A 17,134-nucleotide genomic window follows, 5' to 3' on the forward strand; every position below is an offset into this window, starting at 1 on the left:
TTAAGCCTGCCATTCATCTATTTAGACGTTCCTGGCATCCCGACCAGGAGTTGCTTGAAAGCCTGAGTTTTGCTATGTTTGCAGTTAAGCCATCCAAGCTCAACTGCATCTAGCAGACTCAGTCCCATCCCTTCCGGAGACGAAACCTTAGAATAAGGCAGCCTTAATCATAAAGTTTTAAACCTTTTACCCATAGCCGACAAACCATAAAGGCTGCCTTATTCTGACGGTAACTTCTAACCAAGAAACACGCGGTACGACGCAACAATACTGCCTGAACCTCTGTCTTACTCATATACCGAGTAATTTCTCTGTCCGTACCCCGAGCAAGGATGTTCTTAGCGGCATTGTAGTCAGCCTGTAACACGACCCCATTAAACCTGGTAAAATTGTCCCCGCTTCTTTTGCCCAATAGGGTTCCGGTCACGGAGTCAATTTGCGACGTGTAACTAGGTTGAACTTCTGTGACAACCGACCCAGTCCAATTAGCCCATTTCTGTAACGAATCCCGCATCTTTCCCTTCATCCAACTGTTAAGTTTGCGAGACATTGCCTTGGACTGACGTTTATTTTTGATTGGTTGTGTTAAATCTAAGGCCGTAGGCCACGCTCCGCGAACAGTAAATACTTTTAGTGATTCCCCATTAAAAAGGGACTTAGAAGCAGCTCCTATAATAGCTGTAAGCTCTGATTGGTTTTGCCTGTAGCGCTTGTTTTCTGTCTTTCTGGTTAGATTGTTTTTGAGGATGCGAGCCGACTTAGCTGGGTCTAATTTTTCCAGTTTCCTATGAAATGCCCAAAGTTTTCCTCTATTACGATTCTTGGCACATATTCGATTGGATTTTTTGGTAGCTACTTTGCCTAACTTTTTCCCATGCGCTTGACCCTCTGAATCATAGAAAGCCTCAGTGTATCCTTTGTCTACCCCGATAGCTCGGCGGTCAGTAGGAATCTTTACATTTCCATGGTCTACTAAAAAATGGATTTCAAATCGCTGTGCTAATTGGTTGTAAATTAGTCTAATCTGCCCTTTTATTTGGCGATTAGATTTGACAATTATATTGTTCCTTTTGCCTCTCTTTAGCCCAGCTAATTCCACCTGATATGTATTTCTAGAGAGTCTCTTACATTTATATCCTCCCTGCTGATAAACTATCTGGTTGTAAACCCAAGAATGTCCTCTTTGATACTCTTTTCTGACAAGTCTATGGAGCAATGGGTTTTCAAGTAGAGCTAAGGTATTAAGTTGTCTGCAAAGCTCTTTTCTGGCTTTTTGATTGTCCTTCCCAGGAAGCTTTTTGTAAATCTTTTTGACAACGGCATCGGTACAGGCTGCTTGGCTCGCTGTGATGGCTTTCGCGACATCACTAACAGTCCATTCCATTATTTTGGAGGGCAGCCCTAAAGATTCAGGAGTCCTAAAACTCCTGACCTCTGGATAGGCTTTTTTCCAATCGAGACCCCAATGACTGATGCTACCTAGCTTGTTATAGGACTCAGACCTGACTATGCCCAGTTTCTTCATTGTAGACAGCAGCTCAGCCTTAACCAACTCAGTCATCCCTATAACTGGAACTATCTGAGTCGATCTCTTTTTTGCTGTGTCTACTCTCTTGGGCATCGTCAAATCTGAATCCTACATTCTAATTATACTCTAGCGCTAGCAAAATTTCAATGTCCATTTTATGGAATTAAATACCGATTTATCCCTATTTTTAGGGGTTTAATGGTGAGGCTAATGACCAAATTGACTTAGAGTTACTCAATCCTAGAGCTACTTGTCACTTCAGGGAATGCTAAAACCCCCTTGACAAGGGCTTATTTTCCTTAACTTGTCACCAATAATGGTGCAATAGAGATCACGGTCAATTTAACTCCAGTCCACACCTACATCATAAATGCACTGGATCCTTAGTGTAGAAAAATTACTCCCCCCAATCTCGTTAAGGGGGGAGTTTCTGTTGAAGGTTTACCTGAGCTTACGAATCGGTAATTCATGTCCGCTTGAATACTTACACCCTTGCGCCAAATCGAAGGCAGAGGGCAGAAGGCACCCACCCCTAACCCCCTCACAGGGGTAGGTTTTTTACATTTGGGTCGGGAGTCTGGAATCGGGAATCGGGAATCGGGAATCGGGAATTGGGAATCGGGAATCGGGAAGAGGAACCCACCCCTAACCCCCTTTCAAGGGTATGTTTTTTACAAAGACGTCAGGTGTGGGGTGTAGGGTGACCGGGTGACCGGGTGACCGGGTGACCGGGTGACCGGGTGTGGGGGTACAGACAAGCGATGCAGCGCGGTCTTGGGGGAAACCACGGCAGTCGCTCATGGTTTGTTCGCGTTCGCCTTTGGCGTGGCCTACGGCCAAGCGTGGCCTACGGCCAAGTTACCGTAAGATAGGGTCGCCTTGTCAGCCATGCAAAGCGCGAGTGGGGGAAACCACGGCAGTCGCTCATGGTTAGAAGTTACCGTAAGACAGGCTCGCCTTGTCAGCCATGCAAAGCGCTCATGGGGGGAACCACGGCAGTCGCTCATGGTTTGAAGTTACCGTAAGATAGTGGAGCCTTGTCTTGATGCAGTCGCTCATGGGGGAAACCCCCAAGACCGCGCTGCATCGCTATTAACAAATATTTAACCCTTTTCTGCATAACCTGCTAACTATAAAGGCGACCCTATCTAAGGTTTCGTCTCCGGGGGGAACCCCCAAGACCGCGCTGCCTCCCCAAGACCGCGCAAATCACGCTAATCAATAAGTTTTACCCATGCATCTGCATAGCCGACCAACCATAAAGGCTCAACGTAATCAGGTTTCGTCTCCGGGGGAGACCCCCAAGACCGACTGCCGTTGGTTTCCCCCATGAGCGACTGCATCAAGACAGGGTAATTATCCCGACATCATATTAAAGGCAATCAGCGCCAATAAAGACTGTACTTCATTTATAGCGTTTATCATAGCTATGAGGTACGATTGTTTTTTTACTTATTCCCTGCTCCCTGCTCCCTGTTAGCTGTTAGCTGTTCCCTAAAAACAATAAAGTGTACCTTATTACTTAGAGTATTGATAGGTTTTATAAGCGCTATAATTCATAATTTATTTTTCACAATTGATATTTCATAATTACTAGTTTATTCTTCATAATTTATTCTTACTTCATAATTTATTATTCATAATTTATTATTCCTTCATAGTTAAAATTTTCTCCTTCATAGTACTTGATTTTCTCCAGTAAATGAATTATTCTAATCTCCGGAGAACGAAAAAAATAAATGGGTGGCAACTTTAATTGTTCCCCCATCGCTAAGATAGCTGTCTTGGCATTATTCAGGGTGCCCTTACTTCCAAAGTTTGTGGTTGCCAGGTTAAACACGGTGCTTAAAACTCCCTAGGGTCTTGGGTTATCCGAAAACTCGATGATAGGTATGGGTAACTCCAACTAAGAGCCTATAGAGTTAATCACCAAGAAAGAATCTCCAGGATTCTACTGGGTGGAGTGTGTAAATTCTCGTTCCAAAGTAAACCAATTAATCAGGAGATTTTCTTCAATGGCACGTATTGCAATTAATGATCTTTCCGTTGCTCAGGAATCAGAGAGCTTTTTGACTGAGCTCAACGATACAGATGTGGCGATGGAGCAAATCAACGGTGGTTTATTCGGATTCTTCGTGCGGCGCTTTTTCCGGCGGCGGGGCTTTACTATCAGTCCTAATGTGACTGTCACTCCGACAGTCACAACCAATCCGACAGTCACAACCATTCCGAGATTCACATTCACTCCGACATTCACATTCACTTTCGGCGGCAACTAGCTCATAAAGGCACTGGATAATTAGTGCCGAAAAATTACTCCCCCCAATCTCGTTAAGGGGGGAGTTTTTGGTGAAGGTTTACCTGAGGTTAGGAATAGACTTCTGACTTCTGACTGGCGCGTAGCGCTATATAACCCCGACCAGGAGAGGAAAAGGATTTGGCCAGCAGACAATAAGCTCATAAAGCCAATCAGGCCAATAAAGACTGTACCTCATCTATTTTAGAAACCCTATAATTACTCATTTATCTTTCACAATTGAGCTTTCATTCTTCATAATTTATACTTACTTCATATTTGATAATTCATAATTTATACTTACTTCATATTTGATAATTCATCCGCCCTAGGACTTGATTTTATCCAGTAAATGAATTATTCTACTCTTCAGAGAACGAAAAAAATAAATGGGTGGCAACTTTAATTGTGCCCCCATCGGTAAGATAGCTGTCTTGGCGTTATTCAAGGTGCCCTTACTTACCAAGTTTGTGGTTACCACGATAAATACGGTGCTTAACACTCCCTAGGGTCTTGGGTTATCCCAAAACTCGATGATAGGTATGGGTAACTCCAACTAGGAGCCTATAGAGTTAATAACTAAAAAAGAATCTCCAGGATTCTAGTGGGTGGAGTGTGGAAATTTTCGTTCCAAAGTAAACCAATTCATAAGGAGATTTTCCTCAATGGCACGTATTGCAATTAATGATATTCAGGAATCAGAGAGCTTTTTGACTGAGCTCAAGGATACAGATGTGGCGATGAACCAAATCAACGGTGGTTTCTTTTTATTGTTGGCGTTCCTAGTAGCTAAGCGCCATAAGCCTAAGGCTAAACATAAGCCCCAGACTACACATAAGCCCCACCCTACAACCCAACACTGCCCTGAACACTCACACTAATGTGATTGTCACTCCGAGCATCACTCGGATAATCACATTCACTTTGGGCAACACAATCAACAGCTAGCTTATAAAGGCACTGGATAATTAGTGCTCAAAGATTACTCCCCCCAATCTGCTTAAGGGGGGAGTTTTTGTTTAAGGTTTACCTGAGGTTACATAACAGTACAGGGAGCAGGGAGTAGGGAGCAGGGAGCAGGGAGCAGGGAAGAGGGAAGAGGGAAGAGGGAAGAGGAACCCACCCCTAACCCCCTTTCAAGGGTATGTTTTTTACTTTGACGTCAGGTGTGGGGTGTGGGGCGTGGGGTGTGGGGTGTGGGGGATAAGAAAGCGCTGCCTCCCCAAGACCGCGCAAATCACGCTCTTAATCATCATTTGTTAGTTGTTTTTCTTTTCCTCTCCCTCTGGCTTGTCCTATGTTTTACCCAAATGTAAAAAACCTACCCCTGTGAGCCCCTAACCCCTCCCAGGAGGGGAAGAGGGAAAAAATCATGTGTACCTCATAGCTATGATAAACGCTATATATAGCGCTACGCGCAATGGCATTGGCAAGAGGCAAGAGGCAAAAGTTTACTACACAAGGTTTTGCTGCTTGTATCAATGTCCTAACTTTAATGGGTAGTGCTATACATCAAGCAGTTTAGAGGAACCGACTTCAGTTTTTACTCCCGCTTCCCTTTTAAAAAAAAATTCGGTCAAGTTTTGGTTAACGCCAATCCTTGACCGAATTTTTTATTGCAATTTTCAACCCTTCACAGCTTAGCTGCACCTCAATCCACTAGTAACACCACCGAATCATGTTAGTTGTGCTTTACTTAGCCGGTCAATTGTCGGAATCTAAAACACACTACATTATCCTTGAGACTTGAGGTTTTGTTTTAGCCAGGGATTGGCATCCCTGGCAATTTACTATCTTAATCTAGCTTAATCTAGCAGCACATATCGAATCAAAATACTGATCACCTCTCCAGGATTTTCAGTAGGTTGAGGTGTGCTCCAATCATTCACCTGGGCGTAACCAAGGGCATAAAGTGTAGAAATTGTGTTCCGAACAACTTGGGGAGAACCAATTAACATATGTTTGATTTGTTCCCGTCGTCGCTGTCCCTCACCTGAGGGGTTATGCACACTAGGCTGGTTGGGATTATCATCAGGGTTGGGGAGGAAGTTTTGATCCATAATGATTCGTTTCCTTTTGCTGAAAATTGCAATATATCTATTGTATAATTTGACGACGTTAATGTCAATTATACTTGCAAATAATTTAAATAACTTAATAGTTTATTTTTAAACAAAATTTACTAAGAAATTAGGGAGTAGGGAATCGGGAGTCGGGAGTCGGGAGTCGGGAGAAGAGTGTGGGAAGTGTGGGAAGTGTGGGGAGATGGGGAAATGGGGAAATGGGGAGATGGGGAGATGGGGAGATGGGGAAATGGGGAGATGGGGAAATGGGGAGATGGGGAGGTGTGGGGAGATGGGAGTAGGGGTGGGTAAAATTGACTGGAGCTGATCACCATTACAGACGCGATCGCATAAATAACCCAGTAGAATCTGCATCAGGGGTGGAACTGGCATCAGGGGTGGAACTGGCATCTTGGCAGTTTCAATCTATGGCCTTTGCGGGCAAGATGCCCACTCCACTGATGTTGATCCCAAAATTCACCAATGCCGGGAAAATTCACTGGAGTATTTCACCAACACAAAAGCGATCGCATCGATCACCCAGTAGAACAGGGCTCAGGGATTTAATAGGTTTTATAGGTGGAGTAGGATTCAGGGGTGGAACTGGCATCAAGCCAGTTTCAATCTATGGTGGAGCGGGCAGGATGCCCACCCCACTAATGTTCATGCCAAGATTCACCAATGCCGGGAAAATTCACTGAACTATTTCATCAACACAAAAGCGATCGCATCGATCACCGAGTAGAACAGGGCTCAGGGGTTTAATAGGTTTTATAGGTGGAGTAGGATTCAGGGGTGGAACTGCCATCAAGCCAGTTTCAATCTATGCTTGGGCAGGCAGGATGCCCACCCCACTAATGTTCATGCCAAGATTCACCAATGCCGGGAAAATTCACTGAACTATTTCATCAACACAAAAGCGATCGCATCGATCACCGAGTAGAACAGGGCTCAGGGGTTTAATAGGTTTTATAGGTGGAGTAGGATTCAGGGGTGGAACTGCCATCAAGCCAGTTTCAATCTATGGCCTTTGCGGGCAGGATGCCCACTCCACTGATGTTGATCCCAAAATTCACCAATGCCGGGAAAATTCACTGAACTATTTCATCAACACTTTTGCGATCGCATCTATCAAACACTCCGGAGATCCCAGTCGGGGTGGGAAAATGGACTGTACCATTTCACCAACACAAAAGCGATCGCATCTATCAAACACTCCGGAGATCCCAGCCGGAGTGGGGAAAATGGACTGTACCATTTCACCAACACAAAAGCGATCGCATCTATCAAACCGTCCGGAGTAGCCCTGCATCCCTTCCAGCCACACCACACCCAGTCACCCCAGACTCATGGCTTTCTTAAAAACCTACCCTGATCAGATCTCCCCATCTCCCCACCTCCCCATCTCCCCATCTCCCCACACGACTCCCGATTCCCGATTCCCGATTCCCGACTCCCGACTCCCTCAAGACCGCTTCATTCTTTTTCTTCCAAAACAAATAAAATAACAAAAGAAAAAACAGCAATAATTATGTCCCTAATTTCCCTAACTAGCCATTTCACTAACTGAATAATAATCACACATAATTCCAGGCAAACGGCTGGTATGCAAAGGTAAAATGACTAATCCCCAATAACTAATCCCTAAAAGACACAATGCATTTTTAATGTCCCTAACCCTTTTAAAAACCCCTTGCATCCCTAAAAAAAAACACCTAGGATGTAAATGTGATGAGGAACGAACAAACCTCAAACAAAACACAAGCTAAAGCTAACTTCCAGGAGATTTACTAGCAATGATTACTATTTCTGACCTTAATGTTTCTCGCGAAAATTGTTTAACTGAACTGAAAGATGCTGAAATGATGGGTCACATCATTGGTGGAATTTTCAAATTAAGTTTCAGTGGCATCGGATTTAGCATCGGTAACCAACTAGCATTCGACTTAGACGATGATGGTACCATTGTAGCCACTGAAATCTTCTCACCCTTCGGTGGAACTTTTGGGGGCAGTATTGATTTTGGTAGCCTGTTCAAGCGCTAATCAAACTACTAGGCTCCGTCAGACATCTGGTGGAAATTAATCAGACTTTATTTCACCAGAGGTCTGTAGAGTCTTGGGCAGAATAGCCTTCGTTACCTAGAAGTCAGAAGTCTAAAGGATGAATTTCTTTAGAACTAAGGATTTCAAGTGATGGCAGTTGGTAAGAAATTTCTGCCACCCTGAACTCAGCGTAAATGTCAGTAATCAAGGGCAATAAATTTTTATCCCTGATTAGTCAAGGAAACCAATTTACAGGAGATTTACTAACTATGATCACTATTTCTGACCTCAATGTTTCTAGGGAAAACTGTTTAACTGAACTCAAAGATGCTGAAATGATGGGTCACATCATCGGCGGCTTTTTCACATTAAGTTTCAGTGGCATCGGATTTAGCATCGGTAACCAACTGGCATTTGACTTAGACGATGATGGTACCATTGTAGCCACTGAAATCTTCTCACCCTTCGGTGGAACATTTGGGGGCAGTTTTAATTTCAGTAACCTGTTAAATCGCTCATCACACTAATCAGCTCCGTAAGATGTCTGGTGGATATTAATCAGACTTTATTTGACCAGAGGTCTGTAGAGTCTTGGGCAGAATAGCCTTGCCTATCTGGAAGTCAGAAGTATCAAGGATGAATGTCTTGAATACCAAGAATTTCGACTGATGGCAGCCGGTGAGGGATTTCTGCCGCCCTCGACTCGGGTTAAATCTAATCAGGGGGAATAATTATTCTCCCTGATTACTTTACCAAATCAATTCACAGAAGATTTACTAACTATGATCACTATTTCTGACCTCAATGTTTCTAGGGAAAGCTGTTTGACTGAACTAAAGGATGCCGAAATGATGGGTCACATCATCGGCGGCTTTACCTTACGTGTCCGTGGCATCGGATTTGTGCTCGGTAACCAACTGGCATTCGACCTAGATGATGATGGTACGATTGTAGCCACTGAAATCTTCTCACCCTTGAGTGGAACTTTCGGGTTCGATCTTGAATTTAGTGACCTGTTCAAGAAACACTAAGACTAATCGGCTCCGTAAGACCTCTGGTGGAAATTAATCAGACTTTATTTGACCAGAGGTCTGTAGAGTCTTGTGCAGAATAGCCTTCGCTACCTGGAAGTCGAAGTATCAAGGATGAATTTCTTTAATACTAAGGATTTCGACTGATGGCAGCTGGTCAGGGATTTCTGCCGCCCTGGACTCGGGGTAAATATAATCAGGGGTAATAAATTTTTCTCCCTGATTAGTCAAACAAAGCAAAAGGTTATTTAGTAACTATGATAACTATTTCTGACCTCAATGTTTCTCAGGAAAGCTGTTTGAATGAAATCAAGGACGCGGAGATGATGGGTCACATCATGGGTGGCTTTTTTACCTTCAATTTTGGTTTCAGGGGTAACTTGGGTAACTCACTGGCATTCGACTTAGACAATGATGGTACGATTGAAGCCAATGAATTCTTCAACCCCTTTTCATTCAGCAACCGGATTAGTATTGATTTTGGTGACCTGCTCGGCTTGTGATCATACTACTAAGCTCCGTAAGACCTCTGGTGAACATTAAGATTCAACCACTGGACTGTGGGAGTTTTAGACTAATTTTCACCAGCTATCTGTAGAGTCTTGTGCAGAATAACCTTCGCTACCTGGAAGTCAGAAGTCAGAAGGATGTTCGTCGGATAGCGTCCCTTGTAGGGTAGGATGAATTTCTTTAATACCAAGAATTTCGACTGATGGCAGCCGGTAAGGGATTTCTGCCGCCCCGGACTCGGGGTAAATGTAATCGAGGGAATAAATTTTTCTCCCTGATTAGTCAAAGAAACCAATTCACAGGAGATTTACCAACTATGATCACTATTTCTGACCTCAAGGTTTCTCGGGAAAACTGTTTGACTGAACTAAAGGATGCCGAAATGATGGGTCACATCATCGGCGGCTTTACCTTACGTGTACGTGGCATCGGATTTGGTCTCGGTAACCAACTGGGATTCGACCTAGATGATGATGGTACGATTGTAGCCACTGAAATCTTCACACCCTTGAGTGGAACTTTCGGTTTCGACATTGATTTTAGCAAACTGAAGAAGTCTCAACCCACTCATACCGATGATTGTCCCGAAGGGATGTAGTGGTTTGGCTAGGCTCTGGTCAAGGTAACGGGAGCTAAAATCACTACTTGTGTAGCACTATAGCATTTGTATCTGGGTTGTAAAAAAGGCAAGAGGCAATAGGCAATAGGCAATAGGGGAAAGAGATCCTCAGTTTTATTGGACAGTAAAAAAAGACCTCCTAGGTTTACATCTCCAATACAAACGCTATATCGAACTTAGTATTACTACAGCTGCGCGGAATTAAAACCTCAAACATCAAACGTTTTTAATGGTGTATTTATTTCCGCTCTGCTGTAGGATTATGCTCCGTAATAATTCTGGATGAAAGTAAAATTTAACCCCTGGCTTTTAGAATAATTTTAACCAGATTTTTAGATAGTATGTTTATTAATAATTCATAATTGATTATGAATTATAGCGCTTCTCATATCCCGATTCCCGACTCCCTCGGTGCGCTTGACCCGTAATTAAATTCGCCACGGGTCGCACCGCTCCCGACTCCCGACAATAATAAAAGTACCTTAGCCAATTGAAAACTGCTATAGTTTTACTATCAAGGATTTCCACTGATGGCAGCTGGTGAGGGATTTCTGCCAGCCTGCACTAGGTGGAACGGTGATCAGGAGTAATAACTGTTTCTACTTGATTAGTCAAGGAAACCAATTCACAGCCGATTTACGGTTGAGATTTACTCACTATGATCACTATTTCTGACCTGAATGTTTCTCGGGAAAACGGTTTGACTGAACTAAAGAACCCCCAAATTATGGGTCGCATCATGGGCGGTCGCTTTCAACTAAATGCATTTACAGTCACTATTGGTAATATTCCATTTAGCTTAGGTACGCCACTGGCAATCGACTTAAACGGTGATGGTACTATTCAACCCGATGAAGTCTACGTACCCCTATCTGGTACGTTAAGCTTTAGTTTCAGTTTGGGAAGGGGTGAATTCCAACGAGACCATAGATCAATGTCTGATTGTTAACTATAGGGTTTTAGGAAGTCGGGAGTCGGGAGTCGGGAGTCGGGAGTCGGGAGTCGGGAGTCGATAGGGAGGTGTGGGAGATGGGGAGATTAATCGTAGGGTGGGCAGTGGCTACTAACCCGATGGCAAGCAAAGCAATTTGTCTGTTGCACTGCCCACCGACATCAACTCGACCGATTCATCCTAGGGTGGGCAGTGCCTACTAACGCGATGGCCAGCACAGGAATTTGTCTGGTGAACTGCCCACCGACATCAACTCGACCGATTCATCCTAGGGTGGGCAGTGCCTACTAACGCGATCGCAAGCAAAGCAATTTGTCTGTTGCACTGCCCACCGACATCAACTCGACCGATTCATCCTAGGGTGGGCAGTGGCTACTAACGCGATGGCAACCAAAGCAATTTGTCTGTTGCACTGCCCACCGACATCAACTCGACCGATTCATCCTAGGGTGGGCAGTGGCTACTAACCCGATGGCAAGCACAGGAATTTGTCTGGTGAACTGCCCACCGACATCAACTCGACCGATTCATCCTAGGGTGGGCAGTGCCTACTAACGCGATCGCAAGCAAAGCAATTTGTCTGGTGAACTGCCCACCGACATCAACTCGACCGATTCATCCTAGGGTGGGCAGTGCCTACTAACGCGATCGCAAGCAAAGCAATTTGTCTGTTGCACTGCCCACCGACATCAACTCGACCGATTCATCCTAGGGTGGGCAGTGGCTACTAACCCGATGGCAAGCACAGGAATTTGTCTGGTGAACTGCCCACCGACATCAACTCGACCGATTCATCCTAGGGTGGGCAGTGCCTAGCAACGGAATTGGCTACATGAACTCTGAAAATGCTATTGCATTTACAAATAAATCATGAAACAAAATACTTATTTCTCATAATACCAAAAAATCGTCGTATCTCTTTCTTAATTTTCCCTATTCCCTATTCCCTATTCCCTATTCCCTTTTTAAACTTATATCAAAGCAAGAGGTTTTCTAGTATGGATGTATTAGTAATTCAGTCATATTCCTGTCCTCCTTATCTAGGAACTACTGGAGAAGTTGCTATTAATGCAGCAGTTGCTGGGAAAAAGACAGGATTTTCGTTTCTCCATGTCGATAATCCGGAGGACCCTCGATGGATTACCCAGAGACATGCTAAAAACTTGGGAAAAAGAAGTTGGAAAGATATAGTATCGAGATTTGAAAGTATTTTAAGAAGCTATGGCATAACCACTTTACCGGACGAATTTTTGTCAGAAAAAACTCGGTTAACTATCCAAGACTATGTCCAAAATGCTCCCCATAGCTTGAGGGAGCTTAAAGCCTACAAATACAACGACGCTGATCTGGGTTTAGCTACTGTCTCTTCCCTGATATCCCAAAGCCTATCCTCCCATCCCGATCCGGATGATCATTATCCAGTTATACAACGATTGTTACGATGTTCAGCAATGGTTTATGAAAAGGCTCGGGCACTGATTCTAAAGTATAAACCCCAGAAAATAATTGGGTTTAATGGACGAAGTGCTTCCGTTAAAGGGATATTTGAGGCAGCTAAACAGCTTGGTGTTGAGGTTCAATACTGTGAACGGGGAGTAACCTATGATCGATACGAACTGTTTGATAAGCCGCCTCAGGATATTGCCTATATACGTGAAAAGATCCAAACCTATTGGCAACAGGCTGGTATGGATAGAGAAGAGTTAGGACATACCTTTTATAAGAATGCAAGGCAGGGAGAGGGAATTGGATCGACTAGGTTTACTTCTAAGCAGCAAAAAGGTCTGGTACCTGGTCAAACCGCTAATCATCGTCAGATTGTCTACTACTCTGCTAGTGATGATGAATGGGCTGCAGTTGGTGACTTGGTCAAGCATCCAATTTTTAAGAATCAAAAGGAAGCCGTACAGTCTCTGATCAGTTGGGTCTCTAATCAGATGGACTGTTATCTGACCATTAGAGTCCATCCTCATGTTCAGCAAAAGTCATTAGAAGACCGCAACTGGTGGACGTCTTTGACGGGAAAAAATGTCCAGGTTATTCCCCCGGATTCCAAGGTTGACTCCTATGGCTTAATAGACTGGTCCGATGTGGTGGTTACCTATGGTTCAACAGTTGGTGTGGAAGCGACTTACTGGGGTAAACCCTCTGTACTTTTGTCGGACAGTGAATACTCTGGGCTGGGGTGTGTTTATGAGCCTAAGTCTGAAGCAGAGGTTTACCAATTACTAGAGAATGATAAGATCGCACCGCTGCCCCAAGAAACCTGCTTGCCCTATGGATATTATCGTTTATGTCGAGGCATAAGATATAACTATTATAATCCCCATACTTTAGACCTGATTTCTAAAGAGAATTTTAAGGATAGCTGATGGACTGACTAGAGCTTTTAGTTTGATGAATGTAGTGGGGAGATTAATCGTAGATTAGGGGAGATTAATCCTAGGGTGGGCAGTGCCTACCAACGGGATTGGCAAGGAAAGGAATCGGTCTGGTGCACTGCCCACCCTACATGAACTCTTGCCTCTTGCTAGTCGGGAGGTTAATCTACGATTAATCCTAGGGTGGGCAGTGCCTACCAACGGGATTGGCAAGGAAAGGAATCGGTCTGGTGCACTGCCCACCCTACATGAATTTTCACAACTTAAATAGAAATGCTATATATGTTGCTCAGAATATCAAAACAGGAGGTTTTATACTATGGATGTATTAATAATTCAGTCATTTGCCTTTGCTCCTTATCTAGGAACTGCTGGAGAAATTGCTATTAATGCAGCAGTTGCTGGGAAGAAGACAGGATTTTGTTTTATCTATGTCGATAATCCGGATGACGTTCGATTTATTCCCAAAAGCGGTTCTCAGAAGCTTACAGGAGTAAGTTGGAAACATAAAGTATACAAAATTCAAAGTATTTTAAACAACTATGGAGTAACCATTTTACCCGACGAATTTTTGCCAGAAAAAACTCAGTTAACTATCCAAGACTATGCCCAAAAGGCTCCTCATAGCTTGAGCGAGCTCAGAGCCTACAAGTACAACGACGCTGCTCTGGGTTTATCTACAGTCTCTTCCCTGATATCGCGAACACTATCCTGGGATCCCGATCCTGATGACCATTATTCACTTATACAACGATATTTGCGTTCTGCAGCAATGGTTTATGAAAAGGCTCGGGCACTTATTCTCAAGTATAATCCTCAGAAAATAATTGCTTTTAATGGACGATATGCTTGCGTTAAAGGGATCTTTGAGGCAGCTAAACACCTTGGTGTTGAGGTTCAATACTATGCACGTGGAGCAACCTATGACCGATACGAACTCTCTCAGAAGTCCCCTTTTGATTATGCCTATGTACGGGAACAGCTACAAATCTATTGGCAACAGGCTGGTATGGATAGAGAAGAGTTAGGACATTCCTTTTATAAGCGTAAAAGGCAGGGAGAGGGAATTGCATGGACTAGTTTTACCTCTGAGCAGCAACAAGGTCTCGTACCTGGGCAAACGGGCAATCATCGTCAGATTGTTTACTACTCTTCTAGTGATGATGAATATGCTGCACTTGGGGATTTTGTGAAGCATCCAATTTTTAAGAATCAAAGGGAAGCGGTACAGTCTCTGATCACTTGGGTCTCTAATCGGATGGACTGTTATTTGACGATTAGAGTCCATCCTCACCTTCAGAAAAAGTCATTAGAAAGCCGCAACTGGTGGACGTCTTTGACGGGAAAAAATGTCCAGGTTATTCCCCCGGATTCCAAGGTTGACTCCTATGCCTTAATAGACTGGGCCGATGTGGTGGTTACCTATGGTTCAACAATTGGTGCTGAAGCGGCTTACTGGGGTAAACCCTCTGTACTTCTAGGGGACAGTCCATACTCTGGGCTGGGGTGTGTTTATCAGCCAAAGTCTGAAGCAGAGGTTTACCAATTACTAGAGAACGATCAGCTCGCACCGCTGCCCCAAGAAACCTGCTTGCCCTTTGGATATTATAGTTTACGTAAGGGCATGACCTATAACTATTATAATCCCCATAGTTTATTCTCTGGGGACTTTTTGGGCGAGCCACTGAGCCCAGCAACTAGGTTCTATAGAAGTAATCTAATCAATACCATAGAAGCTCCTACGGCAGGATAAGGACTATAGAGTGTGGGGAGGGTGGGGAGATGGGGAGATGGGGAGATGGGGAAGTCTCACAGGGGTAGAGATTAATCTTCGGGTGGGCAGTGCCTACCAATGCTATGGCCAGCTTCGGAATCGGTCTGGTGCACTGCCCACCCTACATGAACTCGGGTGCATCTGATTAAAGCTATTTGAGCTGGTGGTGCGTTACGGGACGGGCTGTCCTCACCAGCGAAGAGACGGAAAATGATGGCGAGCCCGTCCCTGAAGCACCACTAGCAACTCCCTACTCCCTACTCCCTACTCCCTACTACATTAACTTAACCGATTAATCGTAAGGTGGGCAGTGCCTAGTAACGTTATGGCCAGCTTTGAAATCTCTCTGGTGAACTGCCCACCCTACTCCCTACTCCCTACTCCCTACTCCCTACTCCCTACTCCCTACTCCCTACTCCCTACTCCCTACTCCCTACTCCCTACTCCCTACTCCCTACTCCCTGTTCCCATCAATCCTATGTTCACATCTCAAATACAAACGCTATAGTATGGATCTATTACTAATTGAGTCATCTTCCTTTAGTCCTGCTCTAGGAACTGCTGGAGAAATTGCTATTAATGCAGCAGTTGCCGGGAAAAAGACCGGATTTTCGTTTCTCTATGTCGATAATCCGGAAGACCCTCGATGGATGTGCAATAGACAGTCTCAACGGTTTGGAAAACGGAGTTGGAAACATAAAGTCTCGAAAGTGGAAAGCCTGTTAAGAAACTATGGCGTAACCACTTTACCGGACGAATTTTTGTCAGAAAAAACTCGGTTAACTATCCAAGACTATGTCCAAAATGCTCCCCATAGCTTGAGGGAGCTCAAAGCCTACAAATACAACGATGCTGATCTGGGTTTAGCTACAGTCTCTTCCCTGATATCCCAAACCCTATCCTCCCATCCCGATCCTGATCACCATTATCCACTTATACAACGATTCTTGCTATGTTCAGCAATGGTTTATGAAAAGGCCAGGGCACTTCTTCTAAAGAATAAACCGCAGAAAATAATTGCTTGGAATGGACGAACTGCTTCCAAGAAAGGGATCTTTGAAGCCGCTAAACAGCTTGGTGTTGAGGTTCAATACTCTGAACGGGGAGCCACCAAAGACCGATACGAACTGTTTGATCAGCCCCCTCATGATTTGGCTTATATTCGCGAACAGATAAAAACCTATTGGCAACAGGCTGGTATGGATAGAGAAGAGTTAGGACATACCTTTTATAAGAATAAAAGGCAGGGAGAGGGAATTGGCTCGACTAGGTTTACGTCTGAGCAGCAACAAGGTCTCGTACCTGAGCAAACCGCTAATCATCGTCAGATTGTCTACTACTCTTCTAGTGATGATGAATATGCTGCCGTTGGCGACTTGGTCAAGCATCCAATTTTTAAGAATCAAAGGGAAGCGGTAAAGTCTCTGATCACTTGGGCATCTAATCAGATGGACTGTTATCTGACCATTAGAATCCATCCTCACCTTCAGAAAAAGTCATTAGAAGACCGCAACTGGTGGAATTCTTTAACGGGAAAAAATGTCCAGGTTATTCCCCCGGATTCCAAGGTTGACTCCTATGCCTTAATGGACTGGGCCGATGTGGTGGTTACCTATGGTTCAACAACTGGTGTGGAAGCGGCTTACTGGGGTAAACCCTCTGTACTTCTGGGGGACAGTATGTACTCTGAGCTGGGGTGTGTTTATCAGCCTAGGTCTGAAGCAGAGGTTTACCCATTACTAGAGAACGATACTCTAGCACCGCTGCCCCAAGAAACCTGCTTGCCCTATGGATATTATAGTTTACGTAAGGGCATGACATATAACTATTATAATCCGAAGACTGCATTTACTGGGGACTTTTTGGGCGAGCCACTGGACTAATATCAAGTCTGGTTGAATACCCGTAATCTAGGGGTGGGGAGGGTGGGGAGAT

24 protein-coding genes are annotated in these 17,134 nt (G+C 44.2%); 19 read left to right on the top strand and 5 right to left on the bottom strand.

Annotated features, from left to right (window positions below; translation table 11 throughout):
- Positions 1–163 precede the first annotated feature (163 nt).
- Positions 164–1,621 (bottom strand): transposase, encoded by a 1,458-nt coding sequence (locus BJP34_RS35055; protein WP_229424180.1) that lies wholly within the window; start codon positions 1,619–1,621, stop codon positions 164–166.
- Positions 1,622–2,416: 795 nt separating this feature from the next.
- Between BJP34_RS35055 and BJP34_RS49865 the strand changes: the two genes are divergently transcribed.
- Positions 2,417–2,542, top strand: coding sequence for a hypothetical protein (locus BJP34_RS49865; protein WP_267876447.1), 126 nt, complete (start codon positions 2,417–2,419; stop codon positions 2,540–2,542).
- A gap of 200 nt (positions 2,543–2,742) precedes the next feature.
- Here BJP34_RS49865 and BJP34_RS49870 read toward each other — a convergent pair whose 3' ends face one another.
- Positions 2,743–2,871, bottom strand: a complete 129-nt coding sequence (locus BJP34_RS49870) for a hypothetical protein (protein ID WP_267876448.1) — start codon at positions 2,869–2,871, stop codon at positions 2,743–2,745.
- A gap of 672 nt (positions 2,872–3,543) precedes the next feature.
- Between BJP34_RS49870 and BJP34_RS35065 the strand changes: the two genes are divergently transcribed.
- Positions 3,544–3,807 (top strand): hypothetical protein, encoded by a 264-nt coding sequence (locus BJP34_RS35065; protein ID WP_070396323.1) that lies wholly within the window; start codon positions 3,544–3,546, stop codon positions 3,805–3,807.
- A gap of 682 nt (positions 3,808–4,489) precedes the next feature.
- Positions 4,490–4,705 carry a hypothetical protein gene (locus tag BJP34_RS35070; protein WP_070396324.1) on the top strand — a complete coding sequence of 72 codons (216 nt, stop codon included), beginning with the start codon at positions 4,490–4,492 and terminating at the stop codon, positions 4,703–4,705.
- Positions 4,706–5,629: 924 nt separating this feature from the next.
- Here BJP34_RS35070 and BJP34_RS35075 read toward each other — a convergent pair.
- Positions 5,630–5,884 (bottom strand): hypothetical protein, encoded by a 255-nt coding sequence (locus BJP34_RS35075; protein WP_070396325.1) that lies wholly within the window; start codon positions 5,882–5,884, stop codon positions 5,630–5,632.
- 179 nt (positions 5,885–6,063) lie between these two features.
- Between BJP34_RS35075 and BJP34_RS49875 the strand changes: the two genes are divergently transcribed.
- The 3 genes from BJP34_RS49875 (at position 6,064) to BJP34_RS35085 (ending at position 7,262) form a co-directional block, all read left to right on the top strand.
- On the top strand, positions 6,064–6,189 hold the full coding sequence (locus BJP34_RS49875; protein ID WP_267876449.1) for a hypothetical protein: 126 nt from the start codon (positions 6,064–6,066) through the stop codon (positions 6,187–6,189).
- 12 nt (positions 6,190–6,201) lie between these two features.
- Complete coding sequence (locus BJP34_RS35080; protein ID WP_070396326.1) at positions 6,202–6,588, top strand: hypothetical protein; 387 nt, start codon at positions 6,202–6,204, stop codon at positions 6,586–6,588.
- A gap of 377 nt (positions 6,589–6,965) precedes the next feature.
- Positions 6,966–7,262, top strand: a complete 297-nt coding sequence (locus BJP34_RS35085; RefSeq protein ID WP_070396327.1) for a hypothetical protein — start codon at positions 6,966–6,968, stop codon at positions 7,260–7,262.
- Here BJP34_RS35085 and BJP34_RS45285 read toward each other — a convergent pair.
- Positions 7,246–7,413, bottom strand: coding sequence for a hypothetical protein (locus tag BJP34_RS45285; protein WP_158517654.1), 168 nt, complete (start codon positions 7,411–7,413; stop codon positions 7,246–7,248). The two genes, BJP34_RS35085 and BJP34_RS45285, sit on opposite strands and share 17 nt — an antisense overlap.
- 270 nt (positions 7,414–7,683) lie before the next feature.
- Between BJP34_RS45285 and BJP34_RS35090 the strand changes: the two genes are divergently transcribed.
- The 6 genes from BJP34_RS35090 (at position 7,684) to BJP34_RS35115 (ending at position 11,041) form a co-directional block, all read left to right on the top strand.
- On the top strand, positions 7,684–7,932 hold the full coding sequence (locus tag BJP34_RS35090) for a hypothetical protein (RefSeq protein WP_070396328.1): 249 nt from the start codon (positions 7,684–7,686) through the stop codon (positions 7,930–7,932).
- A gap of 194 nt (positions 7,933–8,126) precedes the next feature.
- Complete coding sequence (locus BJP34_RS35095; protein WP_070396329.1) at positions 8,127–8,459, top strand: hypothetical protein; 333 nt, start codon at positions 8,127–8,129, stop codon at positions 8,457–8,459.
- A 255-nt stretch (positions 8,460–8,714) separates the two neighbouring features.
- Positions 8,715–8,963 (top strand): hypothetical protein, encoded by a 249-nt coding sequence (locus tag BJP34_RS35100; protein ID WP_070396330.1) that lies wholly within the window; start codon positions 8,715–8,717, stop codon positions 8,961–8,963.
- 257 nt (positions 8,964–9,220) lie between these two features.
- Positions 9,221–9,466, top strand: coding sequence for a hypothetical protein (locus BJP34_RS35105; RefSeq protein ID WP_070396331.1), 246 nt, complete (start codon positions 9,221–9,223; stop codon positions 9,464–9,466).
- A gap of 209 nt (positions 9,467–9,675) precedes the next feature.
- On the top strand, positions 9,676–10,071 hold the full coding sequence (locus tag BJP34_RS35110; protein WP_070396332.1) for a hypothetical protein: 396 nt from the start codon (positions 9,676–9,678) through the stop codon (positions 10,069–10,071).
- A 679-nt stretch (positions 10,072–10,750) separates the two neighbouring features.
- Entirely contained in the window at positions 10,751–11,041 is a 291-nt protein-coding gene (locus BJP34_RS35115; protein ID WP_070396333.1) for a hypothetical protein, read from the top strand.
- A gap of 10 nt (positions 11,042–11,051) precedes the next feature.
- Here BJP34_RS35115 and BJP34_RS49880 read toward each other — a convergent pair whose 3' ends face one another.
- Entirely contained in the window at positions 11,052–11,174 is a 123-nt protein-coding gene (locus tag BJP34_RS49880) for a hypothetical protein (RefSeq protein WP_267876450.1), read from the bottom strand.
- A gap of 868 nt (positions 11,175–12,042) precedes the next feature.
- Here BJP34_RS49880 and BJP34_RS35120 point away from each other — a divergent pair.
- The 7 genes from BJP34_RS35120 (at position 12,043) to BJP34_RS35135 (ending at position 17,082) form a co-directional block, all read left to right on the top strand.
- The gene (locus BJP34_RS35120; RefSeq protein ID WP_070396334.1) at positions 12,043–13,416 is read left to right on the top strand and encodes a hypothetical protein; all 1,374 of its coding nucleotides are present in this window, start codon (positions 12,043–12,045) and stop codon (positions 13,414–13,416) included.
- An 82-nt stretch (positions 13,417–13,498) separates the two neighbouring features.
- Positions 13,499–13,696 (top strand): hypothetical protein, encoded by a 198-nt coding sequence (locus BJP34_RS35125; RefSeq protein ID WP_070396335.1) that lies wholly within the window; start codon positions 13,499–13,501, stop codon positions 13,694–13,696.
- A gap of 48 nt (positions 13,697–13,744) precedes the next feature.
- Positions 13,745–15,178: a hypothetical protein gene (locus tag BJP34_RS35130; protein ID WP_070396336.1), complete on the top strand. Its 1,434-nt coding sequence runs from the start codon at positions 13,745–13,747 to the stop codon at positions 15,176–15,178.
- 37 nt (positions 15,179–15,215) lie between these two features.
- On the top strand, positions 15,216–15,344 hold the full coding sequence (locus tag BJP34_RS49885; protein WP_267876451.1) for a hypothetical protein: 129 nt from the start codon (positions 15,216–15,218) through the stop codon (positions 15,342–15,344).
- Between the two features lie 10 nt (positions 15,345–15,354).
- Positions 15,355–15,495, top strand: coding sequence for a hypothetical protein (locus BJP34_RS45290; RefSeq protein ID WP_158517655.1), 141 nt, complete (start codon positions 15,355–15,357; stop codon positions 15,493–15,495).
- Between the two features lie 14 nt (positions 15,496–15,509).
- On the top strand, positions 15,510–15,707 hold the full coding sequence (locus BJP34_RS41835) for a hypothetical protein (RefSeq protein ID WP_149031350.1): 198 nt from the start codon (positions 15,510–15,512) through the stop codon (positions 15,705–15,707).
- 1 nt (position 15,708) lies between these two features.
- Positions 15,709–17,082 (top strand): hypothetical protein, encoded by a 1,374-nt coding sequence (locus BJP34_RS35135; protein WP_070396337.1) that lies wholly within the window; start codon positions 15,709–15,711, stop codon positions 17,080–17,082.
- Positions 17,083–17,134: the final 52 nt, after the last annotated feature.

Origin of the sequence: Moorena producens PAL-8-15-08-1 (assembly GCF_001767235.1) — a bacterium.
GTDB lineage: Bacteria > Cyanobacteriota > Cyanobacteriia > Cyanobacteriales > Coleofasciculaceae > Moorena > Moorena producens_A.